The sequence below is a fragment of the Limnohabitans sp. 2KL-1 genome (assembly GCF_003063435.1).
Classification (GTDB): domain Bacteria; phylum Pseudomonadota; class Gammaproteobacteria; order Burkholderiales; family Burkholderiaceae_C; genus Limnohabitans_A.
Map to the genome: position 1 here is coordinate 381,826 of NZ_NESL01000003.1, position 16,944 is coordinate 398,769.

15 protein-coding genes are annotated in these 16,944 nt (G+C 63.0%); 7 read left to right on the plus strand and 8 right to left on the minus strand.

Annotated features, from left to right (window positions below; translation table 11 throughout):
• Window positions 1–6 precede the first annotated feature (6 nt).
• The gene (locus B9Z47_RS09930) at window positions 7–453 is read right to left on the minus strand and encodes a PaaI family thioesterase (RefSeq protein WP_158271666.1); all 447 of its coding nucleotides are present in this window, start codon (window positions 451–453) and stop codon (window positions 7–9) included.
• Window positions 454–470: 17 nt separating this feature from the next.
• Window positions 471–2,273 carry an acyl-CoA dehydrogenase gene (locus B9Z47_RS09935; protein ID WP_108331065.1) on the minus strand — a complete coding sequence of 601 codons (1,803 nt, stop codon included), beginning with the start codon at window positions 2,271–2,273 and terminating at the stop codon, window positions 471–473.
• A 121-nt stretch (window positions 2,274–2,394) separates the two neighbouring features.
• Between B9Z47_RS09935 and B9Z47_RS09940 the strand changes: the two genes are divergently transcribed.
• The 7 genes from B9Z47_RS09940 to B9Z47_RS09970 are packed head-to-tail and all read left to right on the plus strand — an operon-like array spanning window position 2,395 to window position 11,494.
• A complete protein-coding gene (locus B9Z47_RS09940) occupies window positions 2,395–4,482 on the plus strand; it encodes a 3-hydroxyacyl-CoA dehydrogenase NAD-binding domain-containing protein (protein ID WP_108331212.1) in 2,088 nt (695 codons plus the stop codon).
• 28 nt (window positions 4,483–4,510) lie between these two features.
• A complete protein-coding gene (locus B9Z47_RS09945; RefSeq protein WP_108331066.1) occupies window positions 4,511–5,689 on the plus strand; it encodes an acetyl-CoA C-acyltransferase in 1,179 nt (392 codons plus the stop codon).
• A gap of 2 nt (window positions 5,690–5,691) precedes the next feature.
• Window positions 5,692–6,465 carry an SDR family oxidoreductase gene (locus B9Z47_RS09950; RefSeq protein ID WP_108331067.1) on the plus strand — a complete coding sequence of 258 codons (774 nt, stop codon included), beginning with the start codon at window positions 5,692–5,694 and terminating at the stop codon, window positions 6,463–6,465.
• A 2-nt stretch (window positions 6,466–6,467) separates the two neighbouring features.
• Window positions 6,468–7,544 (plus strand): phosphotransferase, encoded by a 1,077-nt coding sequence (locus B9Z47_RS09955; RefSeq protein ID WP_108331068.1) that lies wholly within the window; start codon window positions 6,468–6,470, stop codon window positions 7,542–7,544.
• 29 nt (window positions 7,545–7,573) lie between these two features.
• Window positions 7,574–8,797, plus strand: a complete 1,224-nt coding sequence (locus tag B9Z47_RS09960) for an acyl-CoA dehydrogenase family protein (RefSeq protein ID WP_108331069.1) — start codon at window positions 7,574–7,576, stop codon at window positions 8,795–8,797.
• A gap of 19 nt (window positions 8,798–8,816) precedes the next feature.
• Window positions 8,817–10,517, plus strand: a complete 1,701-nt coding sequence (locus B9Z47_RS09965) for a long-chain fatty acid--CoA ligase (RefSeq protein WP_108331070.1) — start codon at window positions 8,817–8,819, stop codon at window positions 10,515–10,517.
• Window positions 10,514–11,494, plus strand: a complete 981-nt coding sequence (locus B9Z47_RS09970) for an NADPH:quinone oxidoreductase family protein (protein ID WP_108331071.1) — start codon at window positions 10,514–10,516, stop codon at window positions 11,492–11,494. Before B9Z47_RS09965 ends, B9Z47_RS09970 begins: the two co-directional genes overlap by 4 nt.
• A gap of 13 nt (window positions 11,495–11,507) precedes the next feature.
• Here B9Z47_RS09970 and B9Z47_RS09975 read toward each other — a convergent pair whose 3' ends face one another.
• The 6 genes from B9Z47_RS09975 to B9Z47_RS10000 all read right to left on the minus strand — a co-directional run bounded on the left by B9Z47_RS09975 (window position 11,508) and on the right by B9Z47_RS10000 (window position 16,698).
• Window positions 11,508–12,125, minus strand: a complete 618-nt coding sequence (locus B9Z47_RS09975; protein ID WP_108331072.1) for a histidine phosphatase family protein — start codon at window positions 12,123–12,125, stop codon at window positions 11,508–11,510.
• A gap of 43 nt (window positions 12,126–12,168) precedes the next feature.
• Window positions 12,169–13,335 carry an ABC transporter substrate-binding protein gene (locus B9Z47_RS09980; RefSeq protein WP_108331073.1) on the minus strand — a complete coding sequence of 389 codons (1,167 nt, stop codon included), beginning with the start codon at window positions 13,333–13,335 and terminating at the stop codon, window positions 12,169–12,171.
• Window positions 13,336–13,397: 62 nt separating this feature from the next.
• Window positions 13,398–14,105: an ABC transporter ATP-binding protein gene (locus B9Z47_RS09985; RefSeq protein WP_108331074.1), complete on the minus strand. Its 708-nt coding sequence runs from the start codon at window positions 14,103–14,105 to the stop codon at window positions 13,398–13,400.
• The gene (locus B9Z47_RS09990; RefSeq protein WP_108331213.1) at window positions 14,092–14,856 is read right to left on the minus strand and encodes an ABC transporter ATP-binding protein; all 765 of its coding nucleotides are present in this window, start codon (window positions 14,854–14,856) and stop codon (window positions 14,092–14,094) included. Before B9Z47_RS09990 ends, B9Z47_RS09985 begins: the two co-directional genes overlap by 14 nt.
• 5 nt (window positions 14,857–14,861) lie before the next feature.
• On the minus strand, window positions 14,862–15,836 hold the full coding sequence (locus tag B9Z47_RS09995) for a branched-chain amino acid ABC transporter permease (protein ID WP_108331075.1): 975 nt from the start codon (window positions 15,834–15,836) through the stop codon (window positions 14,862–14,864).
• A 1-nt stretch (window position 15,837) separates the two neighbouring features.
• Window positions 15,838–16,698 carry a branched-chain amino acid ABC transporter permease gene (locus tag B9Z47_RS10000; protein ID WP_108331076.1) on the minus strand — a complete coding sequence of 287 codons (861 nt, stop codon included), beginning with the start codon at window positions 16,696–16,698 and terminating at the stop codon, window positions 15,838–15,840.
• Window positions 16,699–16,944: the final 246 nt, after the last annotated feature.

Sequence of the window (16,944 nt, forward strand, 5' to 3'; positions counted from 1 at the left end):
CGGCACTCATCCGTCAGACTCGGTGACATGTGCAGCACGAGACACGACGGAAAAGATACCGGTGGCCCGCAAGACCTCGCGCTCACCCACCCGCAGCACACAGTCACCAAAAGCCAGTTGCCTGCCCAGGCGGCGCGGTGTGACATGCGCCTCCAGCCACTCGCCGACTTTGGCAGCAGCCAGATAGTCCAGGCTCAGGTTAACCGTCACCATGGTCGCGCGCGTGCGGCGCGCCAGGTGCAAGCCCATGCCCAGTGCCGTATCGGCCAGCGTGGCCAGCATGCCGCCATGGGGAATGCCCAGCCGGTTGCAGTGCTGTGGCGACACGTACAGTCCGATCACCACCAAACCATCTGGCCGTTCACGCACATACAGATCTCCCAAGGTCTGGAAGTACGACGCCCCCTTATGGACATGGAGACGAAACCCCTCTGGAATGGCCACATCGTTCACGGTTGTGCCTCCTTGCATCAGAACCACGCATCGCGCATGGCGCGGTGGCTGTCGTCCATCGTGCGCAGCAAAGCCAGCTGCGCGGTCACCTTGGGCAACTCCCAGCGGAAGAACCACTGGGCCGCCTGCAGCTTGCCACGGTAAAACGCTTCGTCGGTGGCATCCACCCCTTTGTCCAGCGCATGCTGCGCCACGAGGGCCTGGCGCAGCCAGGTCCAAGCCAGCACTGTGTGGCCAAAAGCTTCGAGAAAGAGGTGGGCGTTGGCCAGCACAGCTTCGCGCTCGCTGTGCAGTTGTGGACGCAGCGCCTGCACCGAGTCCATCACATCGTGCCATGCGTGCTGCAGCGCCTGGGCCATCGGTGCCAAGGTGGCGCTCCCTTGCGCCTGTGCCATGGTCGCTTGAACAACCCGACCCATGGCGGCCAGTGCGGCCCCGTCTTTCATGACCACCTTACGGCCCAGCAGATCCAGCGCCTGGATGCCGTGCGTGCCCTCATGGATCATGTTCAGGCGGTTGTCGCGCCAGTACTGTTCCACCGGAAACTCGCGCGTGTAGCCGTAACCGCCCAGGATCTGGATGGCCAGTGAATTGGCCTCCAGACACCACTGTGAAGGCCAGGACTTGACCACCGGCGTCAGCAACTCCAGCAGCAGACTGCGCTCGCCGCGTTCTTCATCGCTCAATGACGTGCGCTGTTCGTCCACCAGCCGCGCGGCGTACAGGGCCAGGCTGTAGGCCCCTTCCACATAGGCCTTCTGCGCCAGCAGCATGCGGCGCACGTCGGCATGGGCCACCAAAGGCAGAGGAGGCGACAGCGGGTCCTTGTTGTCCGGTGCCCGCCCCTGCAGGCGTTCGCGTGCGTATTTCAGCGAGGCCAGATAGCCGCGGTAGCCCAGCATGATGGCCCCCATCCCCACGCCGATGCGCGCCTCGTTCATCATGTGGAACATGCAGGCCAGGCCCTCGTTGGGGCGACCCACCATTTCACCGACGCAAGCATCGTTCTCGCCAAAGGAGAGCATGGTCGAGGTGGTGCCCCGCCAGCCGCACTTGTGGATCAGTCCGGCCAGCGCCACATCGTTGCGTTCACCCACGCGGCCCTGCTCGTCAGTGTGGAACTTGGGCACCGTGAACAGCGAGATGCCCTTGACGCCGGGGGGCGCGTCCGGCAGGCGTGCCAGCACGAGGTGCACGATGTTCTCGCTCAGTTCGTGGTCGCCGCCGGAAATGAAAATCTTCTGGCCCTTGATGCGGTAGCGGCCTTCGCCCATGGGGGTGGCGCTGGTCTTGAGGTCGCTCAAACCCGAGCCCGCCTGCGGCTCGGTCAGGGCCATGGTGCCAAAAAAGCGGCCACTGCGCAGCGCCTCCAGGTAGCGCGCTTTTTGCAGTTCGCTACCGAATTTCTCGATCACGTTGGCGTTCGATGAGGTCAGGCCCACATACGAAGTGGTGGCCACGTTCGCGCTGCGAAACACGGACAGGCAGGCCTGAGCCACCAGCACCGGCAACTGCATGCCCCCTGCGGCTTCGTCGGCGGTGGCCGACAAGAAACCAGCGTCGCAGTAAGCACGCACCGCCGCCTGAACCCCCTCTGCCAGCACCACGCGGCCATTCACCACCTGCGGCTCTTGCTCGTCCGCCAGACGGTTGTGCGGTGCAAACAGGGTTTCGGCCATCCGGGTGGCGGTGTCGATCACGGCATCGAAGGTTTCGCGGCTGTGGTCGCTGTAACGCGGGTGACTCGTCAAATCCGAGGCGTTGTGCACTTCATAGAGTTGAAAGTCGAGGTCGCGGCGTGCAATGAGTGGGGCGTTCATGGGATTGTGGTTGAGCTGTTTCGGGGGTATTATCGCTTCAATTTCAAAACTGTGTTCTGCAATGCAGATCGAAATCCAAAAATTACCCTTTCCATTTAACTTTCGAAACGGAGACCCCACCATGAATCCGGTGACCTACACCCTGCAAGGCCCAGTGGCCGTGCTCACCATGAACAACCCGCCCGTCAACGGTCTGGGACATGCACTGCGCAGCGGCATCGTGACCGCACTGGACAGCGCTTTGGCCGATCCGGCGGTCACCGCTGTGGTCCTGACCGGTGGCGAACAGTTATTTTCCGGCGGTGCCGACGTGCGCGAGTTCGGCACTCCCAAGTCTTCGATGTCACCGAACCTGCCGGACGTGATCCGCGCTCTCGAAAACGCCAGCAAGCCTGTCGTGGCCGCCATCGCCGGTCATGCCCTGGGCGGTGGCCTTGAACTGGCCTTGGGTTGCCACTTCAGAGTGGCCCGCAAGGACGCCACCCTCGGTCTGCCCGAAGTCAAGCTCGGCCTGCTGCCGGGCGCTGGCGGCACCCAACGTCTGCCCCGCGCGATTGGCGTGGAGGCCGCGCTCCAGATGATCGTTTCCGGCACACCGCAAAAAGCAGCCACATTCGCAGGCACCGACCTGCTCGACAGCGTGGTGGACAGCGATGTGGTGGCCGCCGCGGTAGCGCTGGCCCAGCAGGTGGTGGCCGACAAGCGCACCTTGCGTCGCCTGCGCGATGTCAAGCTGCCCACGGCGGGCGCCGATGCCTTCTTGCAATTCGCACGCAACAGCGTGAAGGCCGCAGCCAAGGGCATGCCTGCACCGCTGGCCTGCATGGAAGCGGTGGCCGACAGCGTGACGCAGCCGTTCGACGAAGGCCTCAAGCGCGAGCGCGCTGCCTTCTTTGCCCTGATGAGCACCCCCGAGTCTCGCGCTGCACGCCATGTGTTTGCAGCCGAGCGCGCCGCTGGCAAGCTGCCGGATGTGCCGTCAGACACGCCGCTGCGCCCCATCGCGCAAGTCGGCGTCATCGGCGCTGGCACCATGGGCGGCGGCATCACCATGAACTTCCTGAACGCAGGCTTGCCTGTGGTGCTGCTGGAAACCAGCCAGGAAGCACTGGACCGCGGCCTGGGCACGATCCGCCGCAACTATGAAAACAGCGCCAAGCGAGGCAAGCTGACCGCAGAGCAGGTGGAACAGCGAATGGGCCTCATCACCCCGACGCTGGATTACGCGGCCTTCAAAACGGTGGACCTGGTGATCGAAGCCGTCTTCGAGCAAATGGACGTCAAGGAAAAGGTGTTCCGTCAGCTCGACGCCGTGTGCAAGCCTGGCGCCATCCTGGCCTCCAACACCTCTTATCTGGACATCAACAAGATCGCCAGCTTCACTAGCCGCCCGCAGGACGTGCTGGGCCTGCATTTCTTTAGCCCGGCCAACGTGATGAAACTGTTGGAGATCGTGCGTGGCGAAAAGACGGCCAAGGACGTGATGGCCACCGCCTTGGCCCTGGGCAAGAAAATCCGCAAGATTTCTGTCGTGTCAGGCGTGTGCGATGGCTTCATCGGCAACCGCATGGTGGCGCGCTACGGCGCAGCCGCCAACGCGCTGGTCGTGGCCGGAGCCTCACCGCAGCAGATCGACAAGGCGATGGAGCGCTTCGGAGTTGCCATGGGCCCCTTCCGCATGGGCGATCTGGCGGGCCTGGACATCGGCTGGGCAACGCGCAAGCGCAAGGCCGCCGAAGCCGGCGTGCCGCATGAGCCCACCGTGGCTGACAAGCTGTGCGAGCTCGGCCGCTTCGGCCAGAAAACGGGCGCCGGCTGGTACCGCTATGCGCCCGGCGTGCGCGACGCCCTGCCCGATCCGGTGGTCGACGAGCTGCTGGCCCAGTACCGTGCCGAGCGTGGCATCACGCCACGCAAGATCAGCGACGAAGAAGTGGTGCAGCGCTGCATTTTTGCCCTGGTCAACGAGGGAGCACGCATCCTGGAAGAAGGCATTGCCGTGCGCGCGTCCGACGTGGATCTGGTCTACCTCAACGGCTATGGATTCCCGGCGCACCGTGGTGGCCCCCTGTGCTATGCCAACGAAATGGGCCTGTTCAACGTCGTGCGCACGCTGCGCGACTTCGCCGCCGAGCCAGGCGCTTTCGACTGGTGGCAACCCGCCCCACTGCTTCTGAAACTGGCCGAAGAAGGCCGGACCTTCGCCTGAAGCACCCCATATATAGAGGAGAAAAAACATGATCGATGCTGTGATCGTTTCCACCGCGCGCACCGGACTGGCCAAGAGCTGGAAGGGCGCATTCAACATGACCTATGGCGCCACGCTGGGCGGCCACGCGGTACAACACGCCGTGGCCCGCTCGGGGCTTGACCCGAACGAAATCGAGGACTGCATCATGGGCGGTTCCCTGGCCGAAGGCACCACTGGGGGCAACGTCGCCCGCGCCATCGCCTTGCGTGCAGGCCTGCCCATCACCGTGGGCGGCGTGAGCGTGAACCGCTTTTGTTCCTCCGGCCTGCAGACCATTGCCATGGCCGCGCAGCGCGTGATGGTGGAGGGCTGCACCGCCATCGTGGCCGGTGGCGTGGAAAGCATCAGCTGCGTCCAAAACGAGACCAATACCCACATGCGCCGCGATCCCTGGCTGGTCGAGCACAAGCCCGAGCTGTACTGGAGCATGCTGCAGACCGCCGAGACCGTGGCCAAGCGCTACAACATCAGCAAACTGGCTCAGGACGAATACGGTGTGCGCAGCCAGCAGCGCGCAGCCGCCGCTCAGGCGGCCGGCTTGTTCAAGGACGAGATCGTGCCCATGACGACCACCATGGGCGTGGTGGACAAGGCCACAGGCCGCATCACCAAGCGCGAAGTGACGATTGACAGCGACGAGGGCATCCGCCCCGACACGACGCTCGAGGCCGTGCAGAAAATCCGCTCGGCCCTGCCCGGCGGTGTGGTCACTGCCGGAAACGCCAGCCAGTTCTCCGATGGGGCCTCGGCTTGCGTGGTCATGAACAGCAAACGGGCCGAACAACTGGGCCTGCAGCCGCTGGGGATCTTCCGCGGCTTTGCCATTGCCGGTTGCGAACCCGACGAAATGGGCATCGGCCCGGTGTTCGCGGTGCCGCGTCTGCTGCAGCGCGCTGGCTTGAAAGTGGAAGACATCGGCCTGTGGGAACTCAACGAAGCGTTTGCCTGCCAAGTGCTCTACAGCCGCGACAAGCTGGGCATTCCCGACGAGTTGCTCAACGTCAACGGCGGCGCGATCGCCGTGGGCCATCCCTACGGCGTGAGCGGTTCACGCCTGACCGGTCACGCACTGATCGAAGGCAAGCGCCGTGGTGCCAAGTATGTGGTGGTGACCATGTGCATCGGTGGTGGCCAGGGTGCAGCCGGTCTGTTCGAGGTGTGCTGAACATGAGCGTCGCCAAACTTTTCCGATTGGATGGCCAAGTTGCCTTGGTCACAGGAGGCTCCCGCGGTCTGGGTCTGCAAATGGCCCAGGCTTTGGGCGAGATGGGCTGCAGCGTCGCCATCAGCGCGCGCAAGGCCGACGAACTGGCCGCGGCCAAGACCCATCTGGAGGGCCTGGGCATCCGGGTGCTCACGGTGGTCAGCGACCTGCAAAAGACCGACCGAATCCCGGCGCTGGTGGACGAAGTGATCGCCGGCCTCGGGCCCATCGACATCCTCATCAACAACGCCGGTGCCACCTGGGGCGCCCCCGCCGAAGACTATCCCGACGAAGCCTGGCACAAGGTGATGAACCTCAACATCAACGCGCCCTTCTTCCTGTCGCGTGAAGTCGGCAAGCGTTGCATGATCCCGCGCCAACGCGGCAAGATCATCACCATTGCTTCCGTGGCTGGCCTCAAGGGCATGGGCCCTGGCGTGCACACCGTGGCCTACAACACCTCCAAGGCCGCTGCCATCAATTTCACGCGCGCCCTGGCCAGCGAGTGGGGGCGCTACAACATCAACGTCAACGCCATCTGCCCGGGCTTCTTTCCTTCCAAAATGTCGGAGGGATTGCTCGACAAGATCGGCGATGCCGTGACCGCGCGCACACCGCTTCAGCGTCTGGGCGGCGAAGAAGACCTGATGGGTTCGGTGGTGTTCCTCGCCAGTGAGGCCTCGCGCCACATCACCGGGCAGTACATCGCGGTGGACGGCGGGGCTTCGGCCATCTGAACATGAGCCAAGTCCAAGCCCTTTTCACCGGCACCCAGCCGGTGGCCCCAGCCCAGCGCTTTGACGAAGCCCGGCTGGCGGCCTGGATGCAGTCCCATGTGCCCGGCTTCAGCGGCACACTGGACGTGGCGCAATTCAAAGGTGGGCAATCCAACCCCACCTTCTTGCTGACCGCCGGTGGGCGACGCTACGTGCTGCGGCGCAAACCCATGGGCGAGCTGCTGCCCTCGGCCCATGCGGTGGACCGGGAGTTTCGCGTGATCCAGGCCCTGGCCAACACCGATGTGCCCGTGGCCCGCGCCCATGCGCTGTGCGAAGACCCGGACGTCATCGGATCGGCTTTCTATGTGATGGACCATGTGGAAGGCCGCATCTTCTGGGACCCCACCCTGCCCGGTATCGACCCTGGCGAGCGCTCGGCCATCTTTGACGAACTCAACCGCGTACAGGCGGCGCTGCACCGCATCGACCCTGCCGCAGTGCACCTGGGCGACTACGGCCGACCCGGTGCTTATCTGGAGCGTCAGGTGGCACGCTGGACACGCCAATACAAGGCGGCCGAGACCGAACCCATCGAGGCCGCCGATCGCCTGATCGACTGGCTGCCGCGCCACATGCCGGCGGAGGGCCAGACACGCATCGTGCACGGCGACTACCGGCTGGACAACGTCATCTTCCACCCCAGCGAGCCACGGATTTTGGCCGTGCTGGACTGGGAACTGTCCACCCTGGGCGATCCTCTGGTCGACTTTGCCTACCACTGCATGGTCTGGTGCATGTCGGCCAGCTCACGCGGCCTGGCTGGCGTGGATGTTGCAGCCCTCGGCATTCCTGATGAAGCCCACTACCTGAACACCTACCTGAAACGCACGGGCCGCACCACGGCCGTTCCCGCTCAGGAATGGAACTATTACCTGGTGTTCAACATGTTCCGTCTGGTGGGCATCTTGCAGGGCATTGCCAAACGCGCCCAGCAGGGCAACGCCTCCAACGCCAGTGCCGTGGAAACCGGCAAGCGCGCACGCCCGCTGGCCGAACAGGCCTGGGCGCTGGCGCAGACCATCCACCCCCTGCGCTGATCTTTTTTTTCAACACCTTCGGAGACAACATGGATTTCTCACATTCCCCCAAAGTCCAGGACCTGCAAGCCCGTGTGCAGGCCTTCATGACCGAGCACATCTACCCTGCAGAGCCCGTGTTCGAGGCACAGATGAAAGCCTTTCGCGCCGCCGGCAACCCCTGGCAGGAACCTGCGGTGATGGAAGAGCTCAAGCACAAGGCCAAAGCGGCCGGCCTGTGGAACCTCTTTCTGCCGGAGTCGCCTCTGGGTGCCGGGCTCACCAACCTCGAGTACGCGCCGCTGGCCGAGATCATGGGGCGCTCGCCCATTGGCTCCGAACCGTTCAACTGTTCAGCGCCGGACACCGGCAACATGGAAACCATCGTGCGCTACGGCACGCCCGAACAGAAGGAACGCTGGCTCCCCCCCCTGTTGGATGGCACCATCCGATCGGCTTTTGCCATGACCGAGCCCGCCGTGGCTTCCAGTGACGCGACCAACATTGAAGCGCGCATCGAGCGCGACGGTGACCACTACGTCATCAACGGTCGCAAGTGGTGGACCAGCGGCGCCAACGATCCGCGCTGCAAGATCCTCATCTTCATGGGCAAGACCGATCCGCAAGCCCCTAGACACTCCCAGCAGTCCATGATCCTGGTGCCCATGGATACGCCTGGCGTGGAGGTTCTGCGCTCGCTGCCGGTGTTCGGCTACGACGATGCGCCGCACGGCCACGCCGAGGTGCAGTTCACCAATGTGCGGGTGCCGGTCAGCAACATCCTGCTGGGCGAAGGCCGTGGCTTCGAGATTGCACAGGGACGTCTGGGCCCCGGGCGTATCCACCACTGCATGCGCGTGATCGGCCGCGCCGAGCGCGCCCTCGAAGACATGTGCCTGCGCGCCACACAACGCAGCCCCTTTGGTCGCAAACTGTCCGAACAAGGCGTGACGCGTGAACGCATCGCGCAATCGCGCATCCTGATTGATCAGGCCCGTTTTCTGGTGCTGCACGCGGCCTGGAAAATGGACAAGGTCGGCAACAAGGCAGCCCGTCAGGAAATCGCCATGATCAAGGTGGCGGCCCCCTCTATGGCGCTGCAGGTCATTGACTGGGCCATGCAGGTTCACGGCGGTGCCGGCGTCAGCGACGACTTTGGCCTGGCCCGCTCGTATGCCGGCGTCCGCACGCTGCGCTTTGCCGACGGCCCCGACGAGGTCCACCGCAACGCCATCGCCAAGGACGAGATCGCCCGCGTTCTGGCGCGCCAGTGATCCTTTTCAGACATCGTCCATGACTGCCCCACACTTTGCCCACTGGCCACCTGCGCTGCCCCGGCACCTGACACTGCCCGAGACCAGCCTGTGGTTCAACGCCGAGGTTTCAGCACAGCGCTACCCGGACAAGCCCTACATCGTCTATTACGACACACCGCTGAGTTTTTCCCAGTTCCGCGACCAGGCCGAGTGTCTGGCCGGCCACCTGCAGCAGGTGTGCGGCGTGCAGGCCGGCGACCGGGTCTTGCTGTACATGCAAAACAGCCCGCAATGGGTGATCGGTTTTTACGCCATCCTGCGTGCCAACGCGGTGGTGGTCCCGGTCAACCCGATGAACATGACCGAGGAACTGTCGCACTACGTCTCGGACAGCGGTGCCCGCGTGGCCATCTGCGCCCAGGACTTGCTGCCCCAGATGCTTCCACTGCACCGGCAGCACGGTGCCACGGGTGACGATGTGCTGGACCAAGTGGTCGTGGCCACCTACAGCGACTACCTGCAGGGTCCGTCGGACCTGCATCTGCCCGACTTCGTCACGGCACCGCGCCAGGCGCTGTCCGGCCAGGGCCTGCACGCGTGGGCCGACGCACTGGCAGCCCAGCACAAACCGGGTCCACACACCGCAGGACCCGATGACCTGTGCGTGATGCCCTACACCTCGGGCACCACGGGTCACCCCAAAGGCTGCATGCACACCCACCGCACCACCCAATGCACTGCAGTGGGGGGCATCCAGTGGTTTGGCCGTAACCAGGATTCGGTGATGCTGGCGGTCTTGCCCTTCTTCCATGTGACGGGCCTGTCCGGTGCCATGAACGGCCCCTTGTTTGCGGGCAGCACCGTGGTGGTCATGTCGCGTTGGGACCGGGATACCGCCGCCGAGCTCATGCAGCGGCACGGCGTCACCACCTGGCAGGCCATCAGCACCATGGTGGTGGATTTCCTGGCCAACCCGCGCATCGGCGAATACGACCTGTCGCAGCTGACGGGCATCCGGGGTGGCGGCGCCGCCATGCCCGCTGCAGTGGCGCACAAGCTCAAGGCCCTGTTGGGACTGGACTATGTGGAAGGCTATGGCATGACGGAAACCATGGCGGCATTGCACATCAACCCGGCGCACCGCCCCAAGGCCCAGTGCCTGGGCATTCCGATCTTTGATGTGGACGCACGCATCATCGACCCCGTGACGCTGCAAGAGTTGCCCCGGGGCGAGACCGGCGAGATCGTGGCCCACGGGCCGCAGGTGATGACCGGCTACTGGCGCAACGAAGCCGCCACGGCAGAGGCCTTCATCGAGATCGAAGGCCGCCGCTTCCTGCGCACCGGCGACCTGGCCCTCATGGACGAAGACGGTTATTTCTTCATGATGGACCGCCTCAAACGCATGATCAATGCGTCAGGCTACAAGGTGTGGCCAGCCGAAGTGGAATCCATGATGTACCACCACCCGGCCATCCACGAGGTTTGCGTGATTGGTGCGCAAGACGCCAAACGCGGCGAAACGGTCAAAGCGATCGTGGTGCTCAAGCCCGAATACCGCGGCCAAGTGCGCGAGCAGGACATCGTCAACTGGGCGCACGAACACATGGCCGCCTACAAAAGTCCGCGGCTCGTCGAGTTCGCCGAATCCCTGCCCAAGTCGGGCAGCGGCAAGATCATGTGGCGTGAGCTGCAGGAACGCCAGAACCTCATCGACCAACAAGGAGTTACCCCATGAAAGCCCTTCGCTGCAATGCCTTTGGCCCTATCGACACCCTGCAAGTGCAAGACATCCCCTCGCCCAGTCCGGCGGCTGGTGAGGTGCTGGTGGATGTGCATGCCGCTTCCATCAATTTCCCAGATGCCTTGATGGTTCAAGGCCTTTACCAGGTCAAACCACCGGTGCCCTTCACACCCGGCGCCGAATTGGCCGGCGTGGTGAGCGCGGTGGGTGAAGGCGTTACACAGGTCAAGGTGGGGGACCGCGTGGCCTGCTCCACCGGCACAGGCGCCTTTGCCGAGCAGGCCATTGCCCAGGCCTCGCGCGTGATCCCGCTTCCCGAGGACATGGACTACGCCGCGGGTGCATCTTTTGTGCTGGTCTATGGCACCTCGCTGCATGCCCTGAAAACCATTGGCAAACTGCAGCCTGGCGAAACCCTGCTGGTGTTGGGTGCCGCGGGTGGCGTCGGCATCGCCGCCATCGAAATCGCCAAGGCCATGGGTGCCCGTGTGATCGCCGCAGCCTCCAGCGAAGAAAAACGCGCACTGGCCAAACAGGCGGGAGCCGACGAGACCGTGGATTACACCCAGCCCGAATGGCGCCGCGAAGTCGAACGCCTGACCCAGGGAGAAGGTGCCGATGTGGTGTACGACGCCGTGGGCGGTGCCTATGCCGAACCCGCACTGCGCGCCACTGCCTGGCGTGGTCGCTACCTGGTGGTCGGCTTTGCCGCTGGCGACATTCCAAAGCTGCCGCTGAACCTGGCGCTGCTCAAAGAACGTGCAATTTTGGGCGTGTTCTGGGGCGCTGCGATGGCGCGCGATCCAGCGCAATTGCGCACCGACCTGCAACAACTGGCCGACTGGTTCAAGGCCGGCCTGGTGAAGCCGCCGGTGACCGAACGCGTCGGTCTCGCGGACGCAGCCAGCGCCATAGCCCGTCTGGCTTCACGTCAGGCCATGGGCAAAATCGTGGTGTTGCCGCGCGGCTGAACCTGCAAGGGTTTCAGCCGCCAGAGAGGCTGGTTTCGTCTTCTTTCAGCCCCGACACGAGGTGTCGGGTGCAATTGAACAGGCGCACCGTGTGGGGGGAGGAGGCATCCAGCACCGTCACGGCGGTGTTGCCCAGACGGCCAGCCAACGCTGCGGCACCGGCAGCGGCCGACAGATCCGCCATGAGCTGGCGGATGGTCAGCCCATGCGACACCACCACCAGGGCACCATCCAGGCGCGAGCGCAATTGCACCAGATCTGCCCAAGCGAGGCGACAGCGCTCAGCGAACGCCGCCTGCGACTCACCGCTCGGCGGGGCTTGCACCATGCGCAAAGGATCCACCGGCAAGGCGTCGTAGGGTTGGCCTCGCCAGTCACCGAAGTCTCTTTCACGCAAGCCGGTCCAGGACGCCACCGTCAGACCGCGTCCGTGCAAGGCGATGGCATCGGCTGTCTGCCGTGCACGAAGCAAGTCACTGCTGACCAATGCGGCCACGGGCTCAGAGCTCAGCCGCAGGGCTACCGCACGGGCCTGCGACTGACCCCGTTGCGACAAAGGCGTGTCCGGCGGTTGCAGGACACGCGACACATTGAGCGCCGTTTCGCCGTGGCGCACCAGAATAATGCTCATGCTGAACTTCGGGTGGCGTGCGCCACGCGTTCTTTCGAAGGGGTCACTTGAAGCTGGCGATCGCCATTTCTTTGATTTTTCCACCTTCCACCACGCCCACACGGGTGTTGGCTAAAGTGCCGCCGCGCGCGTCCACACCGTCCAAGTTGTGCGGATTCTGGCTCGACTTGAGCGTTTTGAAAGCCTTGTCGAGCTGGGCCCGGATGGCGGCGGTGTCCGTGGTGGTTCCAGCCAATTTCATGGCCTGTGCGGTCGCGAGCATGGCGGAATAGTTCAGAGACATTTCCGAAGCAGGGTCGCGGCCAGGGAAGGCCTTGAGCCAGCTGCCCACAAAGGCTCGGGTCCCCGGCCTCTGGTCGTCTATCAGAGGCAACGTGCCGATGGCACCTTCGAGCATGGCGTAGTTACCGCCCAGGATGGGTTTCATCTGGTCCATCTTGGCTTGGTCGATGATGACAAAGCCGCCCTTGAAGCCCAGTTCACGAGCCTGCTTGACCACCAAGGCGGTTGGCTCCGAAGCCCCGCCAACAAACAGCACATCGGGCTTGGCCGCCAGCACTTTGCTCACGCCGCTGTAGAAATCGGCGGCGCGGTTGTAGCTCATGGGGTTTTCGGCCACCACCTCGCCACCGGCGGCTTTCCAGGCCGGCACGAAGGCCTTGATCCATGCCTTGCCGTAATCATGGTCGGCGCTGGCAATGGCCACCTTCTTGCCGAACTTGCCCATGGTGTGCTTGACGAATGCCGGGAGGTAGGACGTGAATTCCGGCGGAATGCGCAGCGTCAGGGTGTTGCCGCGCGCGGTGATCTCGGGCACGCTGGAGTAAGCCAGCAGCAGCGTCTTGGTGGCCATGTTCTTGGTCTGGATGGCAAAGATGCCGCCGGAGTGCGGCGTCATCACCACCGGTGTCTTGTACTCCTGCACCAGGCGCTGGAAGTTGATGCCCGTCTCGGCAGGGTTGTACTTGTCGTCCAACGCCACCACTTCAAAGCGCACTGGCTTGCCCGACACCTCAAAACCCGAGGCGTTGAGTTCGTCTACGGCGAACTTCATGCCATCGAGTGTGTTTTTGCCGTACTGCGCGGCGCCACCACTGAGCGGGCCAGAAAATCCAATCTTCACAACTTCCTGTGCCATAGCGGGCATGGAAACAATGAAGCCCGCCATGGCAAGGGCGCCTGCGATCTGGGTAAATTGCCTTCTGATCATGAAAATCTCCTGGTTTGGGAAAAGAAAACGGGCCAAGTGGGCGTGTCGAAGAACAAGGCGGCTCAAGCACCGATGTAGGCCTTGCGCACAGCCTCATTGTTCAAGAGACTGTCGCGGTCGCCTTCAAGCACGATGCTGCCGCGCTCGATGACATAGGCCCGGCTGGCGATCTTGAGTGCGGCATAGGCGTTCTGCTCGGCCAGCAGCACTGTGGTGCCCGCGGCGTTGATGCCCTTGACGACTTCGAACACCTGCTTGACCACCAGCGGGGCCAGACCCAGTGAAGGCTCATCCAGCAGCAAGACCTTGGGGCGCCCCATGAGGGCTCGGCCAATGGCCACCATCTGCTGCTGCCCCCCGCTGAGCGAACCCGCAGCGTCGTTGCGCTTTTCGGCCAGGATGGGGAAAAGCGCCATCACCTCATCGAGCCGGCGCTGGTTCTCTGCTTTGTCACCGCGGTAAACGTAGGCACCCAGCATGAGGTTCTTGAGCACCGACATTTGTAAAAACAGCTTGCGGCCTTCTGGGCACTGCACCACGCCCTGACGCACCACCTGAGAAGGCTTCATGCCCTTGAGCGAGGTGTCGCCCAGCACGATGTCGCCGCCGGAAATTGGCGTGAGGCCCGACAGGGCCCGGAAGATGGAACTCTTGCCAGCGCCATTGGCCCCCAGCAGCACCACCAGTTCACCGTCATTGACGTGCAGGTTGACGTTGTCTAGCGCACGGAAAGCGCCGTAGTGGAGCGATACGCCCTTAAATTTCAGCATGGTCACTCCCCAGGTAAGCATCGATCACGGCCGGGTTGGCCTTGACCTCGGCGGGTGTGCCCTCGGCAATTTTTTCCCCGTAGCTCAGCACGAGGATCTTGTCGGCCAGACTCATGATCATGTCCATCTTGTGTTCGATCAGGCAGACGGTCAGGCCGTTCTTGACCATCTTGCGGATCAATTCGGCCAGGCCCACGGTTTCTTCGGGGTTGACGCCGCCGGCAGGCTCGTCCAGCAGCACCAGACGCGGCTCGGTGGCCAAGGCCAGCGCAAAGGCCACGCGCTTACGCTCTTCCTGCGAGACATCGCCAGCCAGTCGGTGTTCCAGATGGGCCAGGCCCACGAAGTCCAGCGCGGATCGGGCTTTTTCGCGGCAGATGCGTTCTTCCTCGCGCAGGCGACTTGTGCCTACCAGCACATCCAGCAGGCCCGAGCGGGTGCGCAAGCGGTGGCCGACGATGAGGTTGTCGAGCACCGTGGCGTTGTCGAACAAGGTGGTGCTCTGGAAGGTGCGGGCCAAGCCCAGGCGTGCCACCGCATCGGTGCGCAGCGAGGTGATGTCGCGCCCGTCATAGGTGATGGTGCCTGACGTGGGCCTGTGCACCCCGCTGATCAGGTTGAAGAAGGTGGTCTTGCCAGCGCCGTTGGGGCCGATGATGGCGTTGATCTTGCCCGTCTCGATCGTCGTCGAGACGTTGTTGACGGCCACGTTGCCGCCGAATTTCTTGGTCAGGTTGTCGATCTTGAGCATGGCCTTCACTCCTGCGTTGCGTTGCTGCGGGCGGCATCTGCTTGACGGGCGCGCCAGCCCAGCCAGGTGCCCACCACGCCATGGGGCAGGTAGATCACCAGCAGGATCAGGATCGGGCCGAAGATGAGAAAGCGGTACTCCTGCAGGAACTGCAGGTACTGCGTCAACCAAGGCACGGAGATCGAACCGAGCAGCGGACCAATCAGTGTGCCCAAGCCGCCCACCAGCACATACACCGTCATGTCGAAGGTGTGCTGCACACCCGCGAGGTCTGGCCCGAGAAAGCGCACATAGCCCGCGTACAGCGCACCGGCCCAGCCCGCATAGAGCACCGAAAGCAGGAAAGCCGTGAGCTTGTTGCGCATCAAGTTGATGCCCAGCGCCTCTGCCAGATCGTCGCCGTTGCGGATCGCCATGAAGGTGCGGCCCAGCAAGGAGTTGACGATGCGGCGCATGACCCACACGGCCAACACCAGGAAAAAGAACATCAGGTAATACTGTGAACGGGGTGATTCAAAATCAACTGCACCGATGGGCTCAGGTCCCGGGATGCCGATGATGCCCACCGGGCCGTGCGTGAGGTCTTCCCACTTTTCGATCACCAAAAAGATGATGTAGCCCACGCACATCGTGAAGATCGAGAAGTAGTGGCCCTTGAGGCGCAGCGAGACCCAGCCCAGAGGCAAACCGATCGCGACCGTCACCACACCTGCCAAGAAGAAGGACAGCCAGTACGAGTAGCCGTGGTCCACGGTGAGGATGCCCACGGTGTAAGCACCAATGGCCATGAAACTGGCGTGCGCCAGATTGAACTGCCCGGTATAGCCAACAATCAAGTTCAGTCCGAGCGTGGCAATGGCAAACAAGTAAGCCGTGCTCATCACCGTGAGGTGGTAGTCGTTGCCCACAAAGAATGGAAACAACAAGCCGGCCAGCAACAGTACGCCCCAGCCCACAAGAGTGCGAATACGTTCCACCATGTCAGTGCGCTCCCTTGAAAATGCCCTGCGGACGGAACGAGAGAATCACCACCAGTGCCACGAAAGCGATGATGTCCTTGTAGTGATCGGACACATAAAAAGCACCAAAGGATTCCGCGAAACCAATGATGAGTCCCCCCAAGATGGCGCCGGGCACACTGCCCATGCCCCCCAGGATGATGATCACGAAAGCCTTGGTGATCACCAGATGACCCATGGCCGGATAGACCAGGTTGATGGGCGCGTAAAGCGTGGCGGCAAAGGCCGCGAGCACACCCGAGACGGCAAAGGTCAGCATGGCCACACGGTTGGCATCGATGCCCACCAAAGAGGCCCCTTCCCGGTTCTGCGCCATGGCGATGATGGTCGAGCCCATCACCGTGCGCGTGAGAAACAAATGCAAGGCCAGCATCAGCGTGAAGGCCGCTCCAATGATCAGCAGGCGCTGCACCGGTGCGGTCACGCCGCCCAAGTCCAGTATGCCGGTGTAAGGGGTAGGCATGCGCAGGAAATCAGGACCCCAGATGGCCTGCACACCGGCCTCCAGGAACAGCAACAGCCCGATGGCAGCAATCATCGGGTGAAGTCCGCTCTCGTTGCGCAAGGGGTGAAAAACCAGTCGCTCGGCCAGCGCGGCCAGCACGGCCACCACCGCGCCTGCACCCAGCATCGCCAGCCAGTAATTGACCTCCAGTTTGGCGATCAGGGTGTAGGAGATGAAGGCACCCACCATGTAGAACGCACCATGGGCGAAGTTGGGGACGTGCAGGATTCCGTAAACAAGGGTCAGCCCAAGCGCCACGAGGCTGTAGATGCCGCCGAGCGTCAGCCCGTTCAACACCTGTTGGAAAACAATATCCATTTTGGGGAGACCCTTCAGTTCGTTTAAGTTTTGGAAATAATTTTTTTGGAATTCTATGCTGCACAGTGGAACTTATTGATTGGGGTTAACCCACACATTCAAAGCAATTCAACCCGTTCAAAGCACGCAAGAAGCTGCCGCCAATCCGTCGGGTGTTGGTTTTTTGAGGGAAATGCACCTTGGGTGTCGAGCCCAAAGCACACCCAATTACCGCCAGATTGGCGGTGAAAAAACTCAGCGCTGAGT

What these genes read in the sequence shown, in the direction of transcription:
- B9Z47_RS09950 (WP_108331067.1), top strand. Translation starts at nt 5,692, where the DNA reads ATGAGCGTCGCCAAACTTTTCCGATTGGATGGCCAAGTTGCCTTGGTC.
- B9Z47_RS09955 (WP_108331068.1), top strand. Translation starts at nt 6,468, where the DNA reads ATGAGCCAAGTCCAAGCCCTTTTCACCGGCACCCAGCCGGTGGCCCCA.
- B9Z47_RS09985 (WP_108331074.1), bottom strand. Translation starts at nt 14,105, where the DNA reads ATGCTGAAATTTAAGGGCGTATCGCTCCACTACGGCGCTTTCCGTGCG.
- B9Z47_RS09935 (WP_108331065.1), bottom strand. Translation starts at nt 2,273, where the DNA reads ATGAACGCCCCACTCATTGCACGCCGCGACCTCGACTTTCAACTCTAT.
- B9Z47_RS09960 (WP_108331069.1), top strand. Translation starts at nt 7,574, where the DNA reads ATGGATTTCTCACATTCCCCCAAAGTCCAGGACCTGCAAGCCCGTGTG.
- B9Z47_RS09975 (WP_108331072.1), bottom strand. Translation starts at nt 12,125, where the DNA reads ATGAGCATTATTCTGGTGCGCCACGGCGAAACGGCGCTCAATGTGTCG.
- B9Z47_RS09965 (WP_108331070.1), top strand. Translation starts at nt 8,817, where the DNA reads ATGACTGCCCCACACTTTGCCCACTGGCCACCTGCGCTGCCCCGGCAC.
- B9Z47_RS10000 (WP_108331076.1), bottom strand. Translation starts at nt 16,698, where the DNA reads ATGGATATTGTTTTCCAACAGGTGTTGAACGGGCTGACGCTCGGCGGC.
- B9Z47_RS09970 (WP_108331071.1), top strand. Translation starts at nt 10,514, where the DNA reads ATGAAAGCCCTTCGCTGCAATGCCTTTGGCCCTATCGACACCCTGCAA.
- B9Z47_RS09980 (WP_108331073.1), bottom strand. Translation starts at nt 13,335, where the DNA reads ATGATCAGAAGGCAATTTACCCAGATCGCAGGCGCCCTTGCCATGGCG.
- B9Z47_RS09990 (WP_108331213.1), bottom strand. Translation starts at nt 14,856, where the DNA reads ATGCTCAAGATCGACAACCTGACCAAGAAATTCGGCGGCAACGTGGCC.
- B9Z47_RS09940 (WP_108331212.1), top strand. Translation starts at nt 2,395, where the DNA reads ATGAATCCGGTGACCTACACCCTGCAAGGCCCAGTGGCCGTGCTCACC.
- B9Z47_RS09995 (WP_108331075.1), bottom strand. Translation starts at nt 15,836, where the DNA reads ATGGTGGAACGTATTCGCACTCTTGTGGGCTGGGGCGTACTGTTGCTG.
- B9Z47_RS09945 (WP_108331066.1), top strand. Translation starts at nt 4,511, where the DNA reads ATGATCGATGCTGTGATCGTTTCCACCGCGCGCACCGGACTGGCCAAG.